This is a genomic window from Pseudomonas sp. QS1027, from assembly GCF_002814235.1.
Lineage (GTDB): Bacteria > Pseudomonadota > Gammaproteobacteria > Pseudomonadales > Pseudomonadaceae > Aquipseudomonas.
Genome location: NZ_PHSU01000004.1, coordinates 164,971 through 181,299, shown reverse-complemented (window position 1 = coordinate 181,299; position 16,329 = coordinate 164,971). Strand labels below are relative to the sequence as shown.

Annotated in this window: 13 protein-coding genes; 8 read left to right on the top strand and 5 right to left on the bottom strand. The window is 61.5% G+C overall.

The features are described 5' to 3' along the window. Positions 1–42: 42 nt before the first annotated feature. The 3 genes from CWE01_RS04635 to CWE01_RS04625 all read right to left on the bottom strand — a co-directional run bounded on the left by CWE01_RS04635 (position 43) and on the right by CWE01_RS04625 (position 3,320). A complete protein-coding gene (locus CWE01_RS04635; RefSeq protein WP_100939357.1) occupies positions 43–1,062 on the bottom strand; it encodes a glycoside hydrolase family 3 N-terminal domain-containing protein in 1,020 nt (339 codons plus the stop codon). Beyond that, positions 1,049–2,080, bottom strand: coding sequence for a glycoside hydrolase family 3 N-terminal domain-containing protein (locus tag CWE01_RS04630; protein WP_100939356.1), 1,032 nt, complete (start codon positions 2,078–2,080; stop codon positions 1,049–1,051). Before CWE01_RS04630 ends, CWE01_RS04635 begins: the two co-directional genes overlap by 14 nt. A gap of 73 nt (positions 2,081–2,153) precedes the next feature. Further along, positions 2,154–3,320 carry a Gfo/Idh/MocA family protein gene (locus tag CWE01_RS04625; RefSeq protein ID WP_100939355.1) on the bottom strand — a complete coding sequence of 389 codons (1,167 nt, stop codon included), beginning with the start codon at positions 3,318–3,320 and terminating at the stop codon, positions 2,154–2,156. 465 nt (positions 3,321–3,785) lie between these two features. On the opposite strand from CWE01_RS04625, the gene CWE01_RS04620 reads away from it, so the two are divergent. Beyond that, on the top strand, positions 3,786–4,652 hold the full coding sequence (locus CWE01_RS04620) for a helix-turn-helix transcriptional regulator (RefSeq protein ID WP_100939544.1): 867 nt from the start codon (positions 3,786–3,788) through the stop codon (positions 4,650–4,652). Here CWE01_RS04620 and CWE01_RS04615 read toward each other — a convergent pair. After that, on the bottom strand, positions 4,643–5,743 hold the full coding sequence (locus tag CWE01_RS04615; protein WP_100939354.1) for a thiamine pyrophosphate-dependent enzyme: 1,101 nt from the start codon (positions 5,741–5,743) through the stop codon (positions 4,643–4,645). The genes CWE01_RS04620 and CWE01_RS04615 overlap by 10 nt on opposite strands. A 509-nt stretch (positions 5,744–6,252) precedes the next feature. Between CWE01_RS04615 and CWE01_RS04610 the strand changes: the two genes are divergently transcribed. From CWE01_RS04610 to CWE01_RS04595, 4 genes are all read left to right on the top strand, one after another. Further along, positions 6,253–7,413, top strand: a complete 1,161-nt coding sequence (locus CWE01_RS04610) for a PotD/PotF family extracellular solute-binding protein (RefSeq protein ID WP_100939353.1) — start codon at positions 6,253–6,255, stop codon at positions 7,411–7,413. Positions 7,414–7,508: 95 nt separating this feature from the next. Continuing rightward, entirely contained in the window at positions 7,509–8,444 is a 936-nt protein-coding gene (locus CWE01_RS04605; protein ID WP_100939352.1) for an ABC transporter permease, read from the top strand. 27 nt (positions 8,445–8,471) lie between these two features. Beyond that, on the top strand, positions 8,472–9,263 hold the full coding sequence (locus tag CWE01_RS04600) for an ABC transporter permease (protein ID WP_100939351.1): 792 nt from the start codon (positions 8,472–8,474) through the stop codon (positions 9,261–9,263). A 5-nt stretch (positions 9,264–9,268) separates the two neighbouring features. Then, a complete protein-coding gene (locus CWE01_RS04595; protein WP_100939350.1) occupies positions 9,269–10,348 on the top strand; it encodes an ABC transporter ATP-binding protein in 1,080 nt (359 codons plus the stop codon). Between the two features lie 169 nt (positions 10,349–10,517). Here the strand turns inward: CWE01_RS04595 and hisD are convergent, their stop codons facing one another. Continuing rightward, positions 10,518–11,801, bottom strand: coding sequence for a histidinol dehydrogenase (hisD, locus tag CWE01_RS04590; protein WP_100939349.1), 1,284 nt, complete (start codon positions 11,799–11,801; stop codon positions 10,518–10,520). Between the two features lie 396 nt (positions 11,802–12,197). On the opposite strand from hisD, the gene CWE01_RS04585 reads away from it, so the two are divergent. From CWE01_RS04585 to CWE01_RS04575, 3 genes are read left to right on the top strand one after another with little or no spacing between them, the layout of a single operon-like run. Continuing rightward, complete coding sequence (locus tag CWE01_RS04585; RefSeq protein WP_100939348.1) at positions 12,198–12,923, top strand: ThuA domain-containing protein; 726 nt, start codon at positions 12,198–12,200, stop codon at positions 12,921–12,923. Then, the gene (locus CWE01_RS04580) at positions 12,920–14,707 is read left to right on the top strand and encodes a thiamine pyrophosphate-binding protein (RefSeq protein ID WP_100939347.1); all 1,788 of its coding nucleotides are present in this window, start codon (positions 12,920–12,922) and stop codon (positions 14,705–14,707) included. The genes CWE01_RS04585 and CWE01_RS04580 overlap by 4 nt, the downstream gene beginning before the upstream one ends. A gap of 18 nt (positions 14,708–14,725) precedes the next feature. Continuing rightward, entirely contained in the window at positions 14,726–16,324 is a 1,599-nt protein-coding gene (locus CWE01_RS04575) for an FAD-dependent oxidoreductase (protein WP_100939346.1), read from the top strand. The last annotated feature ends 5 nt before the right edge of the window (positions 16,325–16,329 follow it).

The following is a 16,329-nucleotide window of genomic DNA, read 5'->3' as shown; positions in this document are numbered from 1 at the left end:
TAAATTCGCCGCAACCTGACGCAGTGGCTGCGTCAGGTTGGATCATTGGCGCCCCGTCAGACGCTCAGCCAGGCGGGTAACCGCCAGCGCGGCGGCATCCAGGCGTTCCTGGGGCAAGGTACCCAGGGCAACGGCGGTGACGATTGCCCGAACCATCTGCGCCATCTCCGGCATCGCCTTGGCGGAAATCAGCAGCAGGTCCGCACCGGCATTCAATGCCGCCACCGCGACCTCGCCGAGGGACAACTGCCCCAGGGTGGAGCGATGGTCCAGGTCGATGGTCATGACCAAACCCTTGAACCCCAGTTCCTGGCGCAGCACGCCGATCAGCTCGGGCGAAAGGGATCCGGCAACGGGCGGCGTGCAGGCGTTGAAAATCGCCGGCCCCATCATCACCGCGTCCGCCCCGGCGTCGACCCCGGCCTGAAACGCGGGCCAGTAGCGACGCAGTTGCTCCATGGATTCGCCGACCACCGCCTCTTCAGTCGACGGCTGGCGCAACAGCACCGGATGCCCGGGAAAGTGCTTCAACGTGCTGGCCAACCCGGCCCGGCGCACGCCACGGACATAGGCACCGACCATCGCCGCGGCCTGCTCGATATCATCGGACAGCGTGCGTCCCGCCAGCCAGACATTGGTGCCGCCGACCACATCGGCCGTTGGCGACAGCAGCAGGTTCACCCCGGCGTTGCGCACCGCGGTTGCCACCTGAAAACAGGCCTCTTCCAACTCGACACTGCCCATGGACCTGGCGAGATCCGGCTGCGGCAAAGCCGGGGTGACCCCCTGCAAGCGGTGGACGGCGGAAATATCAGCATCCGCCGCCAGCAGCAGCGGCCCGCCCAACTCGGTGGCCGTGCCGGTGAAGCGTTGCCACTTCTCCAGGGTTTCCGATTGCAGGCGAGTCGCGCTCATTTTTCCGCTGACGTACTCCTCCGCCGTCTCGCCAAACAACAGGCTGCGCCCGCCATTGCCGAGAAACCGACGCACGTCATCACTCAGGTCCAGCTCGAGCAATACCGGAAACAGGACGCTGTAGGCCTTGCGTTCATTTGTGCTCATGATCAACCCCGTGGGTGGCCACTGCGAGCTGGCGAACCTTGGCGGCGGCGTCCAACAGCACCTGGCGCGCCAGGGTGCCCTCCTCCACGGCCACCACAATCGCATCGGCGATGGCATCCAGGCCGGACTCACTGGAGACCAGCAGCAGATGCGCCCCGGCCACCAGTGAAGCGACGGCGGTGTCGGTGATGGCGTTGCCCCGCAGAATGGACACCGCGTCGAGGTCATCGGAAATGATCAGGCCCCCGAAGCCGAGGGTGTCACGCAGCACCCCGATCACCTTGGACGATGTGGAGGCCGAGTGGTCAGGGTCGATGGCGGGGAAAACCGCTGGCCCTGGCATCACGGCTTTCACACCGGTGGCGATGACTTCCTTGAAGACTTCGAGATTGTCATGGAGCAATTCCAGCGGCCCTGGCACCGTGGCTTCAGCAATCGCCGGATCATGCTCAGTCACGTAGTGCCCGGGAAAGTGCTTGGCGGTGGCGATGACACCCGCGCGTTGCACCCCACGGATAAAGGCGCAGGACACCCGGCTGACCTCAACCGGGTCGGCGCCCAGGTGTCGATTGAGCAACCACGGATTGGCACCGGTGACCACATCGACAATCGGCGCCAGGAACAGATTGACGCCCAGGCCACGGGCCACGGTGGCCATCTCGAAGCAGCGTTGCTCGATGTCCTCGGCACTGAGGCCCTGAAGCTGTGCCCTGGAGGCCACGGCCGGCACCAACTGGTGCAGACGCTCGATCCCGCCAAGTTCCTGATCCACCGCGATCAGCACCGGCCCGGCGGCCAATGCCGAGGCCTCGCGAACAATCCGGATAAAATCGGCCTTTGATTCGGTCACCTTGCGCGCCGGGCTCATGTCTCGGCCGACGTATTCATCCCGGGTTTCCCCCAGCAACAGGGAGACACCACCACGGCTCAGGTAACGGCGCACAGTGTCGTCCAGTTGCAAATCCCCGAACGCGGGCAGCAGTACCGAATACGCAGCGCGATGCAGTTCACTTGACATTACTTTTCCTCAACAGCGTTAGGGTGAGCAGAACGCTCGACTTCGTGGATACGCGGCCGTGCCACGCATGAGATCAATCTGGAAAAGGCACCCAGGCGCGCCGCCGATGGGATTCGACACAGGCCTGGGACAACAGCACGCCGCGCACGCCTTCCTGAATATCCGGCAACGGCACGCTGGTCACGCGGCGCCAGCCCTTCCCGGCCTCCAGGGCCTGGGCAAAATCAGCGTAGAGAACGGCCAGCGCTTCCAGGTAGCCTTCGCTGTTACCTGCCGGCAAGCTGGTGAAGGTCAACGTCTGCGCCACGTTGTCACTCTGGCCACGCCGGTAGACACGGTCGGCACCATCGGTGGGGGTGAACAGCAGGGTTTCCGGTGATTCCTGGCACCACTCGAGCGAGGCCTTGCTGCCAATGATCTTGAAACGCAGGCCGTTACGATGACCGGGTGCCGCAAAGCTGGCCCATAACAAGCCATCCACGCCGCCTTCGAATTCCAGTTGCACCACGCAGGTATCGTCCAGCCCCCAATCGGGCACCACGCTGGTCAACTTGGCATTCAGTTGCGTGCAGCGCCGTCCGGACAGGAACTCCAGCATGTTGAAGGCGTGGGTCCCGACATCGCCCAGGGCCCCGGTGGGGCCGGCCTTCTGCGGGTCACCGCGCCAGGCCAGGCTCTTGCTCAAGCCCTTCACACCCGACGCCAACCACTCCAGCAGGTATTCGACATACAGGAAGCGCACCTCCCCCAACTCGCCGGCCTGGATACGACTGCGGGCATCGCGGACCATGGGGTAGCCCTGGTAGGTATAGGTCAGCGCAAAAAACGTGTCGTGGCGCGCGGCAATGCTGGCCAGCTCCCGGGCTTCTTCTGGATGGTTGACCAGGGGCTTGTCGCAGATCACCGGGATCCCCGCCTCCAGGAATAGCCGGCACGGCTCGAAATGCAGGTGATTGGGCGTGACGATGACCACCGCCTCAATGGGGTCGGGCCGGCGCGACTCGGCAGCCGCCATGGCCTCGAAGGACAGGTAGATGCGGTCTGCCTCAAGGTTGAGCGCAGCCCCCGCCGCCCGGCATTTGTCGGCGTCCGCAGAGAAGGCGCCGGCGACGATATCGAAGCGATTACACAGGCGCATGGCAGCGCGGTGGTAACTGGCAAAATAAGCGCCTTGCCCGCCGCCGACCATGCCGACCTTGAATCGCCTTTTTCCGGGAATATCACCGGTCAACCTTGCCATAGCTGAAAACTCCATCAGAGAGCACGGAGTCGAGTATCAAGGCGGATGTTTTCTTTCTCCATTTCGCACACGGTCGATACCTGACGCGAACTGAAGCACCCCGCCAGGACGCGCCGTGTTACCCGCGAAAAATCAATCTGTTACTGACTGGGGTCGCGAGTAACCGGGAAAATCCCGGCGAATGGATGTTGCCCTGAAAAACAGCAGCTTCTTGCGCATCAGCATTGCCTGATAATGGGCAAAACCGCTTACAATCTGACGCATACGCGGGTCGATGAAAGTGACCGCTGCCCACTATAAACCGGCATGAAACATGCTTTATCCAGTACCAGGACGCTCAAGTATTTGAGGAGGTTATGACGGTTAAGCAAAAGGTTATTCGATAACCGCGCTATAACTTGAATAACTGGCGACTTAACCCAGCCCATCGAGAGAACAATGCCCAGTCGCGCAGACTTACCCACCCTGTCGTTAGCCGCCGCCACTTCGCATCCGGAGCGACAGCAGGTACGCAGTGACTTGCAAGCCAATGTGCAGAAGAACCTGAGTACCCTGGTGGAGTCCTGTCGATCCGTGGCCGACATGTGCCGCAAAGTTGATGTCAATCGCCAGCAGTTCAACAAGTACCTGGTGGGCCAGCACGTCCCTTCACAGAAAATCCTTCAGAAAATCGGCCGCTATTTCATGATGGAAGCGGAAGATCTTTTCCGCCCACCCGCCGAGTTCAAGAAGTTCTATGAAGGTTATGAAAACGAGTTGCCGACGGACCTGCGCGCCTCGGAGCAATTCAATCATTTCCTGCCGTTGGCCAAACAGTCGGTCGACTTGCTCGAAGACTATCTGGGCGTCTATTACCGCTACCACAACTCATCGATCTACAAGGGCCGGATCCTGCGCTCGGTCACCTGCCTGTATCGCGCCGATTCGATGGTGCAGTACGTCACCGTGGAACGCTTTCCCTTGCGCGATGGCAGCGGCAAGATTGGCTATTCATTCACCTATCACGGGTTTTGCCTGCTGCTGGGCGACCGGCTGTTCATGGTCGATTTTGAAGGCAAGCAACGTAACGAGATGACGTTTTCGATCCTGACGCCACAACATCGTCGCCCGATCCGCTTCCTCTATGGACTGGTGACGGGGGTGGCCTCGTCCTCGTTCCGCCAACCCTTCTCCACCCGCATGGCCCTCGGGCTCGTGGACAAGGGCAAGATCCGCAAGCATCACCTGCGCAACGCCACCGCCGTGCTACCCAGTGATCAGTCCATTCCCCTGGAAGTGCGGGAATACATGACCGGCGACAACGCCACCATTGTCTGGGGCGGTCAGGACTGAGGCGCTTGCAGGGCCGCTTCATGGCCCTGCCGCGCGGCCATCACCTCGACCAGTGACGGTCCCTTGCTGTTCAGCGCCTTGATCAGCGTGGGATTGAGTTGCGAAGCGTACTCGACCCGCCAGGCCTCAAGGCCAAAGTTGCGGGCAATCCCGGCAAAATCCGGGGAGTAAGGCTTGCCGTCGGGCAAATTGAACTCACCGGCCCGATGCGGCGCCATGGGCAGCGCTTGCCCATCGCTTACGCCCCCATCGCCACTGCTGTTGAACACCAGGAACACCACCGGAATGCTGTGCATCATGCACACCGCCATCTCCTGCATTGACTGCAGGAAATCCCCGCTGCCCACGGCGCACACCACCTGGCGCGCCGGCATCGCGAGCTTCGCCCCGATGGCCGCGGGAACCGCCCACCCCAGGGTCTCGGGATTCCCCGCGCTGAGATGCCGGCCCGGGTAATGGAGGGGGAACATCTCGCGGACCATGGCCTGGATGCGCCTGTCTCCGACCACCAGCAGCGCATCCCCTTCCAGCACCGAGCGCGACCCGCGACCTTCGCGCAATACGGCTATTTTTCGCCGGATGGCCTGGGGTTCCGCCCGCAAGATCGCGGGCGGCAGGCGGGCGTCAATGGAGGCGTGCTGAACCGCCACGTCAATCGCCAGGCTGACCGGACCGACGCGCTCACTCAGCATCGTATCGAACGCCTGGCGCAGGGCCTGGGGCAGTTGCTCGATCACCGACACCAGCGCCTGCTCTTTCGGGTCAGCGGCAGCCGCCTCGACCCGGGCATCGCTGATAAGCAGCAGCGCCGAGGCGTCCTCCCGGGCAACCGCCAGGGCTCCCAACGCTTTGGCAATGCCCGTCGGCCCCGTCAGCACGACGGCCATGGGACGGCCGCAGGCACGGAAGTAGCCATCGGCAAGATGAACGGCGCTGTGCCCCTGCATGACGTGGATAAACGGAATATCGGTCCCCGGCGCCAACAGCGCCTCCAACAGCGCCCACGAGCCGTCACCCGGCATCCCGGCCACATAATCGACACCGTTCGCTTTCAGCGCTTTCGCAACAATCTGGCCACCAGTGAGTTTCACGCAACACTCCCGTCAAACAGGCGCAGGCCTCGGCGCGAATGCACCGCGCCTCGTCCAAGAATCGCCTCGGGAGTATTGGCCTGGAACAGGCCTGGCTCAATTTCGCACCCCTGGCAAAAGAGACGCAGGTTGACGCAACCGCCCACCCTTCCCTGCCGCCCGGGGAGAACCATCGCCAGCAGGCGCCGGCTGCGCCGATTAGGTCACTTTGATGCGTCAGAGTGCGTCGCTTTTAAAAGGCCTGCGAAATTGAGTGCCCTGCCTGCCCAGCGAATACTCAATCCATGAAAACAACAAGCCGAGCCTATCAAGCGCTGGGCGCGCCGCTTCAAGCCTTGATCTCCTGACCCGAGAAAAAGCCCCGCGTCGCCCAGTCGAGGAAGAGTCAATCGGATCAGTGGAGGCCTTACCCGCCTCCCCAGCTGCATGGATCAATGCTGGCCATAACACTGCCGATCTACACCACCGCATACAACAATTTGCACCCACCCCCTAGGCAGGAACTCGAAATGAAAAAAGAAAATGAGACGGGTTATGGTTTGACCGGCATTGACCTGGAGTCCCTCAGTTTGAAACGGCGCACGTTCTTGCTCGGCGCCGCCGCCTCTGCTGCCGGGTTGTATATCGGTTCGTTCGCCCCCAGCGTGTTTGCCGCCACCGGTGGCCACCTGGAAATTCTCGGCTGGGAAGGTGAAACCGGTGAGGCCGAGTTGGCCGACTGGCGCAAGCAGCGCGGTATCACCGTGCACTCCAGTTATGCCAGCAACCAGGACGACATTACCGCCCGCTTGGCCGGCACCGATCCTGTACAGCTTGACCTGACCATGTACGCCCTGGGCTACGAGAAGATCTACAAGGAGATGGGCCTTCTCAAGGCCATCGACACCTCGAAGATCCCCAACTACTCGGCCGACAACACCCTGCCGCTGTTCTACAAAGGCAGTCGCTGGTACTGGGACGGCAAGCAATGGGGCATTCCGCTGCTGTGGGGCATGAACACCATCGTCTACAACCCCAAGAAGGTCAGCAAACCCACTGAGTACAAGGATCTGCTGGACCCGAAACTCAAGGGCCGGCTGACCTTTGTCGATGACGGCACCTCGAACTGGTCACTGATCGCGACCATTGGCGGCTACGGCGACAAATACCCGAACCTGACCCATGCCGAGTTCAAGGACTGCTTCGAGAAACTCAAGCCGTACCGTGATCAGTGCCGCGTATTTGCCGCCTCTTCGGGCGATGCGGTTTCCCTGCTGGTATCGGGCGAAGTGGATGCGGTGTTCTCGGCGTCCGCCAATACCCCGAGCGAAACCACCAAGCGCGGCGTAACGACCGCCCTCTCCGTGCCCCAGGAAGGCGCTGCCCTCTGGTGCGATGCCTTGTTCATTCCGAAAACGGCCAAGGACATCCCCCTCGCCCTGGATTTCATCAACAAGACACTGGAAGCCGAAACCCAGGCCAAGATGGCAACCACCATGTTCTCCGCCGTCGTCAATCCCAAGGCCATCCCCCTGCTCTCCGCCGAGCTGAGAAACACCTTCGACTATGAGCACCTGGACAGCTTCTTCGAGAAATCCAAACTCTATGGCCAGCCGCCCCTGAGCTCTGACAGCTATGTCACCTATGCGGAATGGATCGATCAGTGGGCGAACTTCAAAGGCTCGTTCTAGAGCTGTCGAGAGAACCGTAGAGTGCGTGTTTTCGAACACGCCCTGCTCACGCCAAAGCGCCCTCGTTATCGAAAAAAAGCACAGGCAACCTCACCATGACCGTACTCAACAACAGCGAACCCATCACCCTTGAAGGCAAGGATTCGAAGGCCGCCAACCCCAGCAAAATCGATAAAAAAACCCTCAGCGGATACTGGCTGGCATCGCCCCCGCTGTTCTTCCTGCTGGTGTTCTTCCTGGTGCCCTCAGTGCTGCTGCTGGTCGCCAGTTTCTGGACCGCCAAGACCTTCAGCATGGAGCCCGCCGCGACGCTGGCCAACTATGCCAGGGCCCTGAGCGCCAGCGGTTTCTATGAATCGCTGTGGATCGCCCTGCAAAACGGTTTCTGGACCGCCTTGCTCTCCACCGTCATCAGTGCCCCGGTGGCCTACTACATCGTTTATCGAACACGCTCCAATGCCGTGTTGTACCTGGCCCTGATCTCGTGGTTTTCCAGCTACCTGGTACGGGTCTATGCGTGGCGCTCGATCCTGGGCACCAACGGGGTGATCAACTCGACGTTGCAGCACTTCGGCCTGATCGACCAACCGCTGGAATGGCTGGTGTTCAGCAAGTTCTCGGTGGTGCTGACCCTGGTCCACATCATGCTGCCTTTCACCCTGTTGCTGCTGGTGTCGGGCCTGCGGGATATCAAGCGCGATTACCTGGAGGCGGCTGCCGACCTGGGCGCCGGCGGCGCTACCATCCTCTGGCGGGTGATCATGCCGATGGCGCACAAAAGCATTGTCAGCTCGTTCATGTTCACCTTCGTCCTCGCCGCCAGTGACTACGTCACGCCGCAAATGCTCGGCGGCAGGGATGCGATGACCACCGGCCTGGTGATCGCCAACCAGTTTCGCTCGGTCGGCAACTGGCCGCTGGGGGCGGCGATGGCCTACCTGCTGCTGATTGTATTCATGCTGGTGTACGCGCTGCTGCTGGGGGTCTTGCGGGCTGCAAACCTCGCCCCCGGCAAGCGTTACCACGACTGAATGCCGCCCACCAAAAGGTAACTCGCCATGATTCGGTTATTCACTTACGTGTACATGCTGTTCCTCTATGCACCCATCGCGATTATCGCGCTGTTCAGCTTTCACTCATCGGCCTCGTTGTCGTTCCCGTTCGAAGGTTTCTCGACCCAATGGTATGAGGCGCTGTTCAAGAGCTCGGACTTCATGACGGCACTGACCAACAGTGCCATCGTCGCCGTCAGTTCGGCCATTCTCACCACGCTGCTGGGCACGTTCTCGGCACTGGCGCTGATGCGCATGAAAGGTCGCGTGAAGGCCGTGTTCGCCTTTATGAACTTCGCCCCCATCACCTTGCCCGGGTTGTTCCTGGGGATCGCCCTGGTGATTTTCTTCTCGTTGATCGGCCTGCCCCGCTCGCTGCTGACGGTGATCATCGGGCATACGCTGTTCACCTTTCCGTTTTTCGTCGAGTCGGTGCGTTCACGGCTGGAGTACTTCGATCTGTCGTTCGAAGAAGCCGCCCGTGACCTGGGTGCCTCGCCGCTCAAGGCATTCTGGCTGGTGACGCTGCCGATCATCGGCCCGACCATCGCCGGTGCCGCGATCCTGGCGGTGGCGCTGTCCATGGACGAATTCCTGATCACCGTATTCGTCACCGGTAGCGATACCACCTTGCCCCTGATGATTCTTTCGATGATGCGCCGCGCCGTCAGCCCCACCATCAATGCCGCCTCGGTATTCATGCTGGTGGTGACCATCGCCATTATCGCCATTGCCGGCCTGGTCATGACCTTGCGCCGTCGTCGTCTCGAACTTGAACGTGCTGAAACCGTAGAGTAATCACCATGACCAATAGCATTGAACTGACCGGCATTTCCAAAAGCTACGGCAACCTGACCGCCCTGGGCAAAGTCGACCTGACGGTCAAGCGCAACGAGATCCTGACCCTGCTCGGCCCCAGCGGCTGCGGCAAGACCACCCTGATGCGCATCATCGCCGGCTTCGAGGAGCCCAGCACCGGCAAGGTGGTGATCGACGGCAAGGACTCCACGTCCCTGGCGCCCGAACACCGCCCGGTCAATATGGTGTTCCAGAAATACGCCCTGTTCCCTCACCTGGATGTGTTCGACAACGTGGCCTTCGGCCTGCGCCTGAAGAAGAAACCCAAGGATGAGATCAAGCGTGAAGTGAGCAAGGCGCTGGAGCTGGTGCAACTGGAAAGCTTCAAGAACCGCTGGATCTCCGAGCTCAGCGGCGGCCAGGCACAGCGTGTGGCCCTGGCCCGGGCGCTGGTGAACCGGCCCGCCGTGCTGCTGCTGGATGAACCGCTGGCGGCCCTGGACTTGAAGATTCGCCACCATATGCTCAACGAGATCAAACGCATCCACGAAGAGACCTCGACCACCTTCGTCTATGTCACCCACGACCAGGACGAAGCGATGATCCTCTCGGACCGCGTCGTGCTGCTGAACAAGGGCGGCATCGAGCAGATCGGCGGGCCACAGGAGATGTATTGGTCGCCCCGCACCTTGTTCGCCGCGAAATTCTTCGGCGACACCAATATCGTCAACGGCACCTACGGGCTGGGTGATACCCGTGACGGCTATGTGCAGCTGCCGTTCGGGCGCTACGCCCACAACGCCAAAGCCAGCCTGGGAGCCGGGCCGGTCAATGTGTCGATCCGCCCCGAGACCATCGGTCTTGAGCCGGTGCTCGGCACCACGCTGGCCGACGGCGCCTTTGTCGGGAAAGTCAAAGACACCTCATTCATCGGCAACCGGGTGATTTACCGAGTGGTGGTTGCCGGTGGCAGCCTCGACCTCAAATGCCAGCAACTGCCCACCCCCGGCAGTCACGCGCTGCCGCCAGGCACCGATGTGGCGCTTACCTGCAAACCCGAGAGTTTCGTGGTGCTGCCGGCCTGAATGACAAGGGTTTGAACCTGACCTGACACCCACCTCGACGCTGGATCATGACCTCTTTAATGAGGGAGTGATCCAGCGTTTTTTTGTCGGGCTACATTATTCCGCATGTTCCATGGGGCAAAAAAAAAGCTCCCCGGGTGGGGAGCCTGGAGTGGCTGGGCGATTGCCCTCAAGCGGGCTTCTTGTAGCGACGAATACGGATATCCGCCTGCTCCTTGTGCCCGGCGAAGCCTTCCATGCCGCACAAGCGCGAGCAGTATTCGCCCACCAGCACGGACGCTTCATCCGTCAGTACCCGCTGGTAGGTGCAGGTCTTGATGAACTTGCCGACCCACAGGCCGCCGGTGTAACGCGCGGTACCGGTGGTGGGCAAGGTGTGGTTGGTGCCGATGACCTTGTCGCCGTAGGAGACGTTGGTGCGCTCACCGAGGAACAGCGCGCCGTAGTTGGTCATGTGTTCGAGGAAATACAGCGGATCGCGGGTCATCACCTGCACGTGCTCGGAGGCAATGCGGTCGGCTTCCTGCACCAGCTCGTCGACGGTGTCGCACAAGATGATCTCGCCATAGTCACGCCAGGCGACTGAAGCCACAGGCGCGGTCGACAGGAGGGTCAACTGACGTTCTATTTCCGCCGGCAGGGTTTCAGCCAACACCGCGCTATTGGTCAGAAACACCGCGGGCGAGTTGATGCCATGCTCGGCCTGGCCAAGCAAATCGGCGGCGATGATTTCGACATCGCTGCTGTCATCGGCAATCACCAGGGTTTCGGTGGGGCCGGCGATCAGGTCGATACCGATCTTGCCGAACAATTGGCGCTTGGCTTCGGCGACATAGGCGTTGCCGGGGCCGACGATCATGTCCACCGCTTTGAAGGTGTCGGTGCCCAGGGCAAAGGCGGCAATCGCCTGCACCCCACCGACGCAATAGATTTCATCGGCACCGGCCAGGTACATGGCGGTCACGATGGCGGGATGGGGCTTGCCATCAAACGGCGGGGCCGCGGCGATCACACGTTTCACCCCCGCCACTTTGGCGGTCAGCACACTCATATGGGCCGAGGCCAGCAACGGGTATTTCCCCCCCGGGATATAACAAGCCACCGAGTTCACCGGGATATTGCGGTGCCCGAGGATCACCCCCGGCAGGGTTTCGACTTCGACATCGTGCATGGAAGCTTTTTGCACTTCGGCAAAACGGCGAACCTGGGCCTGGGCGAACCTTATATCGCCGATTTCCTGCTCCGAAAGACTCTCGACGCACGCGGCAATTTCCTCGTCGGTCAACCGGAAGGAGACCGGCGACCAGTGATCGAACTTCTTCGAGTATTCACGCACGGCGGCGTCGCCGTTGCTGGCGACGTCGGCAATGATTTGCTCAACAGTGGCGCGGACTTGGGCAGCAATCTCGGCTTGGGCTTCAACCGGTTTACTGGTTTTCAGATATCGAATCATCAATGGGCTCCAGGTGGTTCTTGAGTGCACGCAGCATGCACCCAGCATTGCCAACCATCTTTTCCCAGCCCCCTGCTCCGGGCAATTTCGCAGCCTCCTCATTGATGACGCAACCTGACGCAGCACAGACGCAATGTTGAAGCAGGCTAACGAGACAGTAATGTTATTCGTATAACCTTTCACTATTAAAACCCGATAACCCGTACTCCCTTCGAATGATTCATTCGCCCTCCGCCTGGCTCAAAGCGGCTTGAAACCGCCTATCCAAGGGGCAAAAAGCACTCATCGACGAAAAACACGACAGACCCATTGACTTAGGGATTCGGAGTGATAGTTTAAATAAGCGGTTATACGTATAACCTAATAATCACACCCAACCCAAAGAGGTGACCAACCGTGAGTCGAGTCTTGTATCTGTTCGGTGGCTGGCCCGGCCATTACCCCTACGAAATCGCGGCATGGGCGCGGACCGTTTTCCAGGAGCTGGACTTCGATGTCGAAGAGTCGACCGACATCTTCACACTGGACAGGGACTTGACCGGTTATGACCTGATCGTGATCGGCTGGAACAACGCCGTCACCACCGAGACCCTGACCGCTTCCCAGGAAAACCGCCTGCTCGAAGCGATCGAAAGCGGCACCGGCCTGGTGGGCTGGCACGGCGCTGGCGCGGCCTTTCGCGCCAGCCTCAAGTACCACTGGGTACTGGGCGGCTCCTTTCTTGAGCATCCGATGGGCGAAGGATTCCCCCACCCCTATCAGGTCAATGTGATCGATCACAGCCACGAGGTGACCCAGGGCGTCGAGGATTTCGAAGTCCGCTCCGAGCAGTACTACATGCAGGTCGACCCGAACATCCAGGTACTGGCCGAAACCACCTTCGACGGCAACCCGTTCCCCTGGCTCGAGGGCCATCGCAGCCCGGTGGCCTGGGTGCGCCAGTGGGGCCTGGGGCGGGTGTTCTATCACTCCATCGGGCACGACACCAGCAACCTGGCCGACCCGAATATCCGCCGCCTGACCAAACAGGGCCTGAACTGGGCGACCCGCGGGCGCGCGGCAAGCACCGAACACACCGACGCAACCACCCCCGCTTCATCCAACCAAGGAGTCCTGTCATGACTAAATTGACCGGCAGCCAGATCGTGGCGCAAACCCTGAAAAACTATGGCGTCGAGTACGTCGCCGGTATCCCTGGCCATGGCATATGGACGCTCACCGACGCCTTCCTCGAGGAAGACTCGAAACTCAAGTTCATCCAGGTCTTCCACGAGCAGAGCGCGGTGCACCTCGCCGATGGCTACTACCGGGTAAGCGGCAAGCCGATGGCGGCCGTCACGTCCATCGGTGCCGGCGCGGCCAATACCGTGATTGGCATGGCCACCGCCTTCACCGACTCCACCAGCCTGATGCTGATCACCGGCGGGCCACCCACCCACATGCGCGGCCACGGTTTGTTGCAGGAGCTGGAACGCTACACCGACAACGATTTCCCGAAAATCGCCGAAGCCGTCACCAAGCGCCATTGGGTCGCCACCCGCGTCGAAGAGCTGCCGTTCATGATGCACCGCGCCTGGAGTGCGATGGTCACCGGGCGGCCTGGTCCGGTGCACCTGGAAATCCCGATGGATGTACAGGCCGAAGCGGCTGAAGTGACCCTGCATGCCCTGGAAGAACGCACCCCTATCGGCAAAAGTTTCCCGGACCCTGCCGCCACGGCGCGGGCGGTGGAAGAACTGAAAGCCTCCAAACGCCCGGTGCTGGTCATCGGCGGCGGGGTGATTACCGGTGAGGCCAGCGCGGAAATATTTGCCCTCGCCGAAGCCTGGAAGATCCCGGTGGTGACCACCTGGAACGGCAAGAGCGGTTTCCCGGAGGATCACCCGTTGTTCGCCGGCAGCGTCGGCCAGACCGGCACCCTGTGCGGCAACAAGGTCGCCTCCACCGCCGATGTGATCATCGCCGTGGGTTGCCGCTTCACCGACTGGTCGTCGTCCAGCTATGCCAAGGGCGTGACCTTTGCCATTCCGCCTTCGAAGTTGATCCATATCGACATCGATCCCCACGAGATCGGCAAGAACTACCCGGTGACCGTGGGCATTTGTGCCGACGCGAAACACGCACTGGCGGCTATCGTCGAAAGCTTGAAAGGCCAGACGGTTGATCGCGAAGAGTACCTGAACGACCTGCGCGGCTATCAGGACGAATGGGAAACCAAGCTCGCGGGCCGTCGTGACTCCGACCGCTTCCCGTTTACCTCGCAACGCCCGCTGGGTGCACTGCGCAAGATCTTCCCGCGCGACACCATCGTGGTCGTCGGCTCCGGCAACACCCAGGGCGCGGTCAAGCAGACCTTCCCGGTGTATACCCCGCGCACGCACCTGACCTCCGGCGGTTTCTCGTCCATGGGCTGGGCCGTGCCCGCGGCGATCGGCGCCAAGCTGGCCGCGCCGAACCAACCGGTGGTATGCATCCTCGGGGATGGCGACTTCCTGATGACCTCCCAGGAAATTGCCATCTGCGTGACCAACAACATTCCCGTGGTGTTCCTGATCCAGAACAACGCCGGCTACATGTCGATTCGTGGCGGCCAGCGCAAACAGACCAGCCGCCATATCGGTACCGAGTTCAACCACCCGGACGGCACGCCCTACAGCCCGGACTTCAAGGCGGTCGGCGAAGCCTTCGGCCTGAAATCCTATCGCGTCGAGCGCCCGGAAGACCTGGAGCCGATCCTCCAGGAAGCCCTGGACCTGAACGTGCCGGTGCTGATTGAAGTACCCACCGACCGCGACGCCGCGGGCCCGTGGGTACCCGGCTGGTGGGACTTCCCGATTCCGGAATACATCACCGACGAACGCCAGGATGAATACTGGCAAATCCGTAACTCCGAACAACACCTGTAAGCGCTGGAGCAGCTCAATATGAGTGATGCATTGATTTCGCATCATGCAGAGCTGAAGCCACAACCGAGGGTGCCTCGCACCCTCGACGTGGTGACGCCCGATGCAGATGGCACTATCAACTGTGATGTGGTGATTATCGGCTCGGGCATGGGCGGTTCGACCTTCGCCCATGCCTTGCGCGATAGCGGGCTGGATATCGTGATCGTCGAACGCGGTGATTTCCTGCCCCGCGAGATCCAGAACTGGAGCGCCGAAGCGGTGTTCGGCCAAGGCCGTTACCGCAACGCCGAATCCTGGCTGGACCAGGCCAACCAGGCGTTTTCCCCCGGGGTGTTTTATTACGTCGGCGGCAACACCAAATTCTACGGCGCCATGCTCCCCCGGTTTCGCGAGGCGGACTTCGGCGAAATCCAGCATGCCGAAGGCCTGTCGCCGGCATGGCCCATCAGTTATGCCGAGTTCGAACCCTGGTACGCCGAAGCGGAGAAACTCTATCGGGTCCATGGCCAGGCCGGCATCGACCCCAGCGAACCCTGGCGCTCCGGTCCCTATCCGCAACCGGCCCTCGCCCATGACGCGGCCCTGGTTCCCCTGGCGCAACGTCTGCGGCTGTCCGGGCTCACCCCGTTCGTGATGCCGGCGGCGGTGGACTATGGCGACGGCGGTGACTGCGTGTTGTGTTCAACCTGCGACGGCTACCCCTGCCTGGTCGATGCCAAGGCCGACGCCGAAGTCTCGGCGTTGAGGCCGGCCATGCGCGCCGGCAACGTCCGGCTGTTGACCCGTACCACCATAAAACGCCTGAGTACCGCCGCCGATGGCCGCAGCGTCAGCGAGGCCCACGGCCAACTCGACGGGCGCGACGTGACGCTGCGCGCCAAACGCTTCGTACTGGCCTGCGGTGCGGTGAACAGTGCCGCGTTGCTGTTCAAGTCGGCCAACCCCCAGCACCCGGAAGGCCTGGGCAACAGCTCGGGGCAACTGGGCCGCAACTACATGGTGCACAACAGCACCTTCATGCTGGCCGTGGACCCTCGACGCAAGAACCAGGTCACCTTCCAGAAGACCCTGGCCGTCAACGACTGGTACAGCGCCGGCCCGCACAATGCGTTCCCCCTGGGTAACGTGCAGATGCTCGGTAAAATCCGCGAGCCGATGATCAGCGCCATGCGCCCCTGGTTGCCCAGGTTTGCCTCGCGCTACATCACCGACCACAGCGTCGACCTGTACCTGACCTCCGAGGACCTGCCGACCCAGGACAACCGCGTCACCTATGACAAGCAACGCGGCGCGATCAAGGTCCACTGGACGCCTAACAACCTCACGGCCCATGAAGGCCTGGTGAGCAAGACCAGCGATGTACTGCGCAAGGCCGGCTATCCGCTGATCCTGAAGGCGCGCATGGGCATCGCCACCAACTCCCACCAGTGTGGCACCGCCGTGATGGGCAAGGACCCGACTAGCAGCGTGCTGGACCTGAACTGCAAGCTGCATGACCTGGATAACGTCTGGGTGGTGGACAGCTCGTTCTTCCCGTCGTCGGCCGCGGTCAACCCGGCGCTGACCATCGCCGCCAATGCGCTGAGGGTCGCGGCGCACTTCAGGACTGCCCAATAAAAAAG

What these genes read in the sequence shown, in the direction of transcription:
- CWE01_RS04635 (WP_100939357.1), bottom strand. Translation starts at nt 1,062, where the DNA reads ATGAGCACAAATGAACGCAAGGCCTACAGCGTCCTGTTTCCGGTATTG.
- CWE01_RS04630 (WP_100939356.1), bottom strand. Translation starts at nt 2,080, where the DNA reads ATGTCAAGTGAACTGCATCGCGCTGCGTATTCGGTACTGCTGCCCGCG.
- CWE01_RS04625 (WP_100939355.1), bottom strand. Translation starts at nt 3,320, where the DNA reads ATGGCAAGGTTGACCGGTGATATTCCCGGAAAAAGGCGATTCAAGGTC.
- CWE01_RS04610 (WP_100939353.1), top strand. Translation starts at nt 6,253, where the DNA reads ATGAAAAAAGAAAATGAGACGGGTTATGGTTTGACCGGCATTGACCTG.
- CWE01_RS04605 (WP_100939352.1), top strand. Translation starts at nt 7,509, where the DNA reads ATGACCGTACTCAACAACAGCGAACCCATCACCCTTGAAGGCAAGGAT.
- CWE01_RS04600 (WP_100939351.1), top strand. Translation starts at nt 8,472, where the DNA reads ATGATTCGGTTATTCACTTACGTGTACATGCTGTTCCTCTATGCACCC.
- CWE01_RS04595 (WP_100939350.1), top strand. Translation starts at nt 9,269, where the DNA reads ATGACCAATAGCATTGAACTGACCGGCATTTCCAAAAGCTACGGCAAC.
- hisD (WP_100939349.1), bottom strand. Translation starts at nt 11,801, where the DNA reads ATGATTCGATATCTGAAAACCAGTAAACCGGTTGAAGCCCAAGCCGAG.
- CWE01_RS04580 (WP_100939347.1), top strand. Translation starts at nt 12,920, where the DNA reads ATGACTAAATTGACCGGCAGCCAGATCGTGGCGCAAACCCTGAAAAAC.
- CWE01_RS04575 (WP_100939346.1), top strand. Translation starts at nt 14,726, where the DNA reads ATGAGTGATGCATTGATTTCGCATCATGCAGAGCTGAAGCCACAACCG.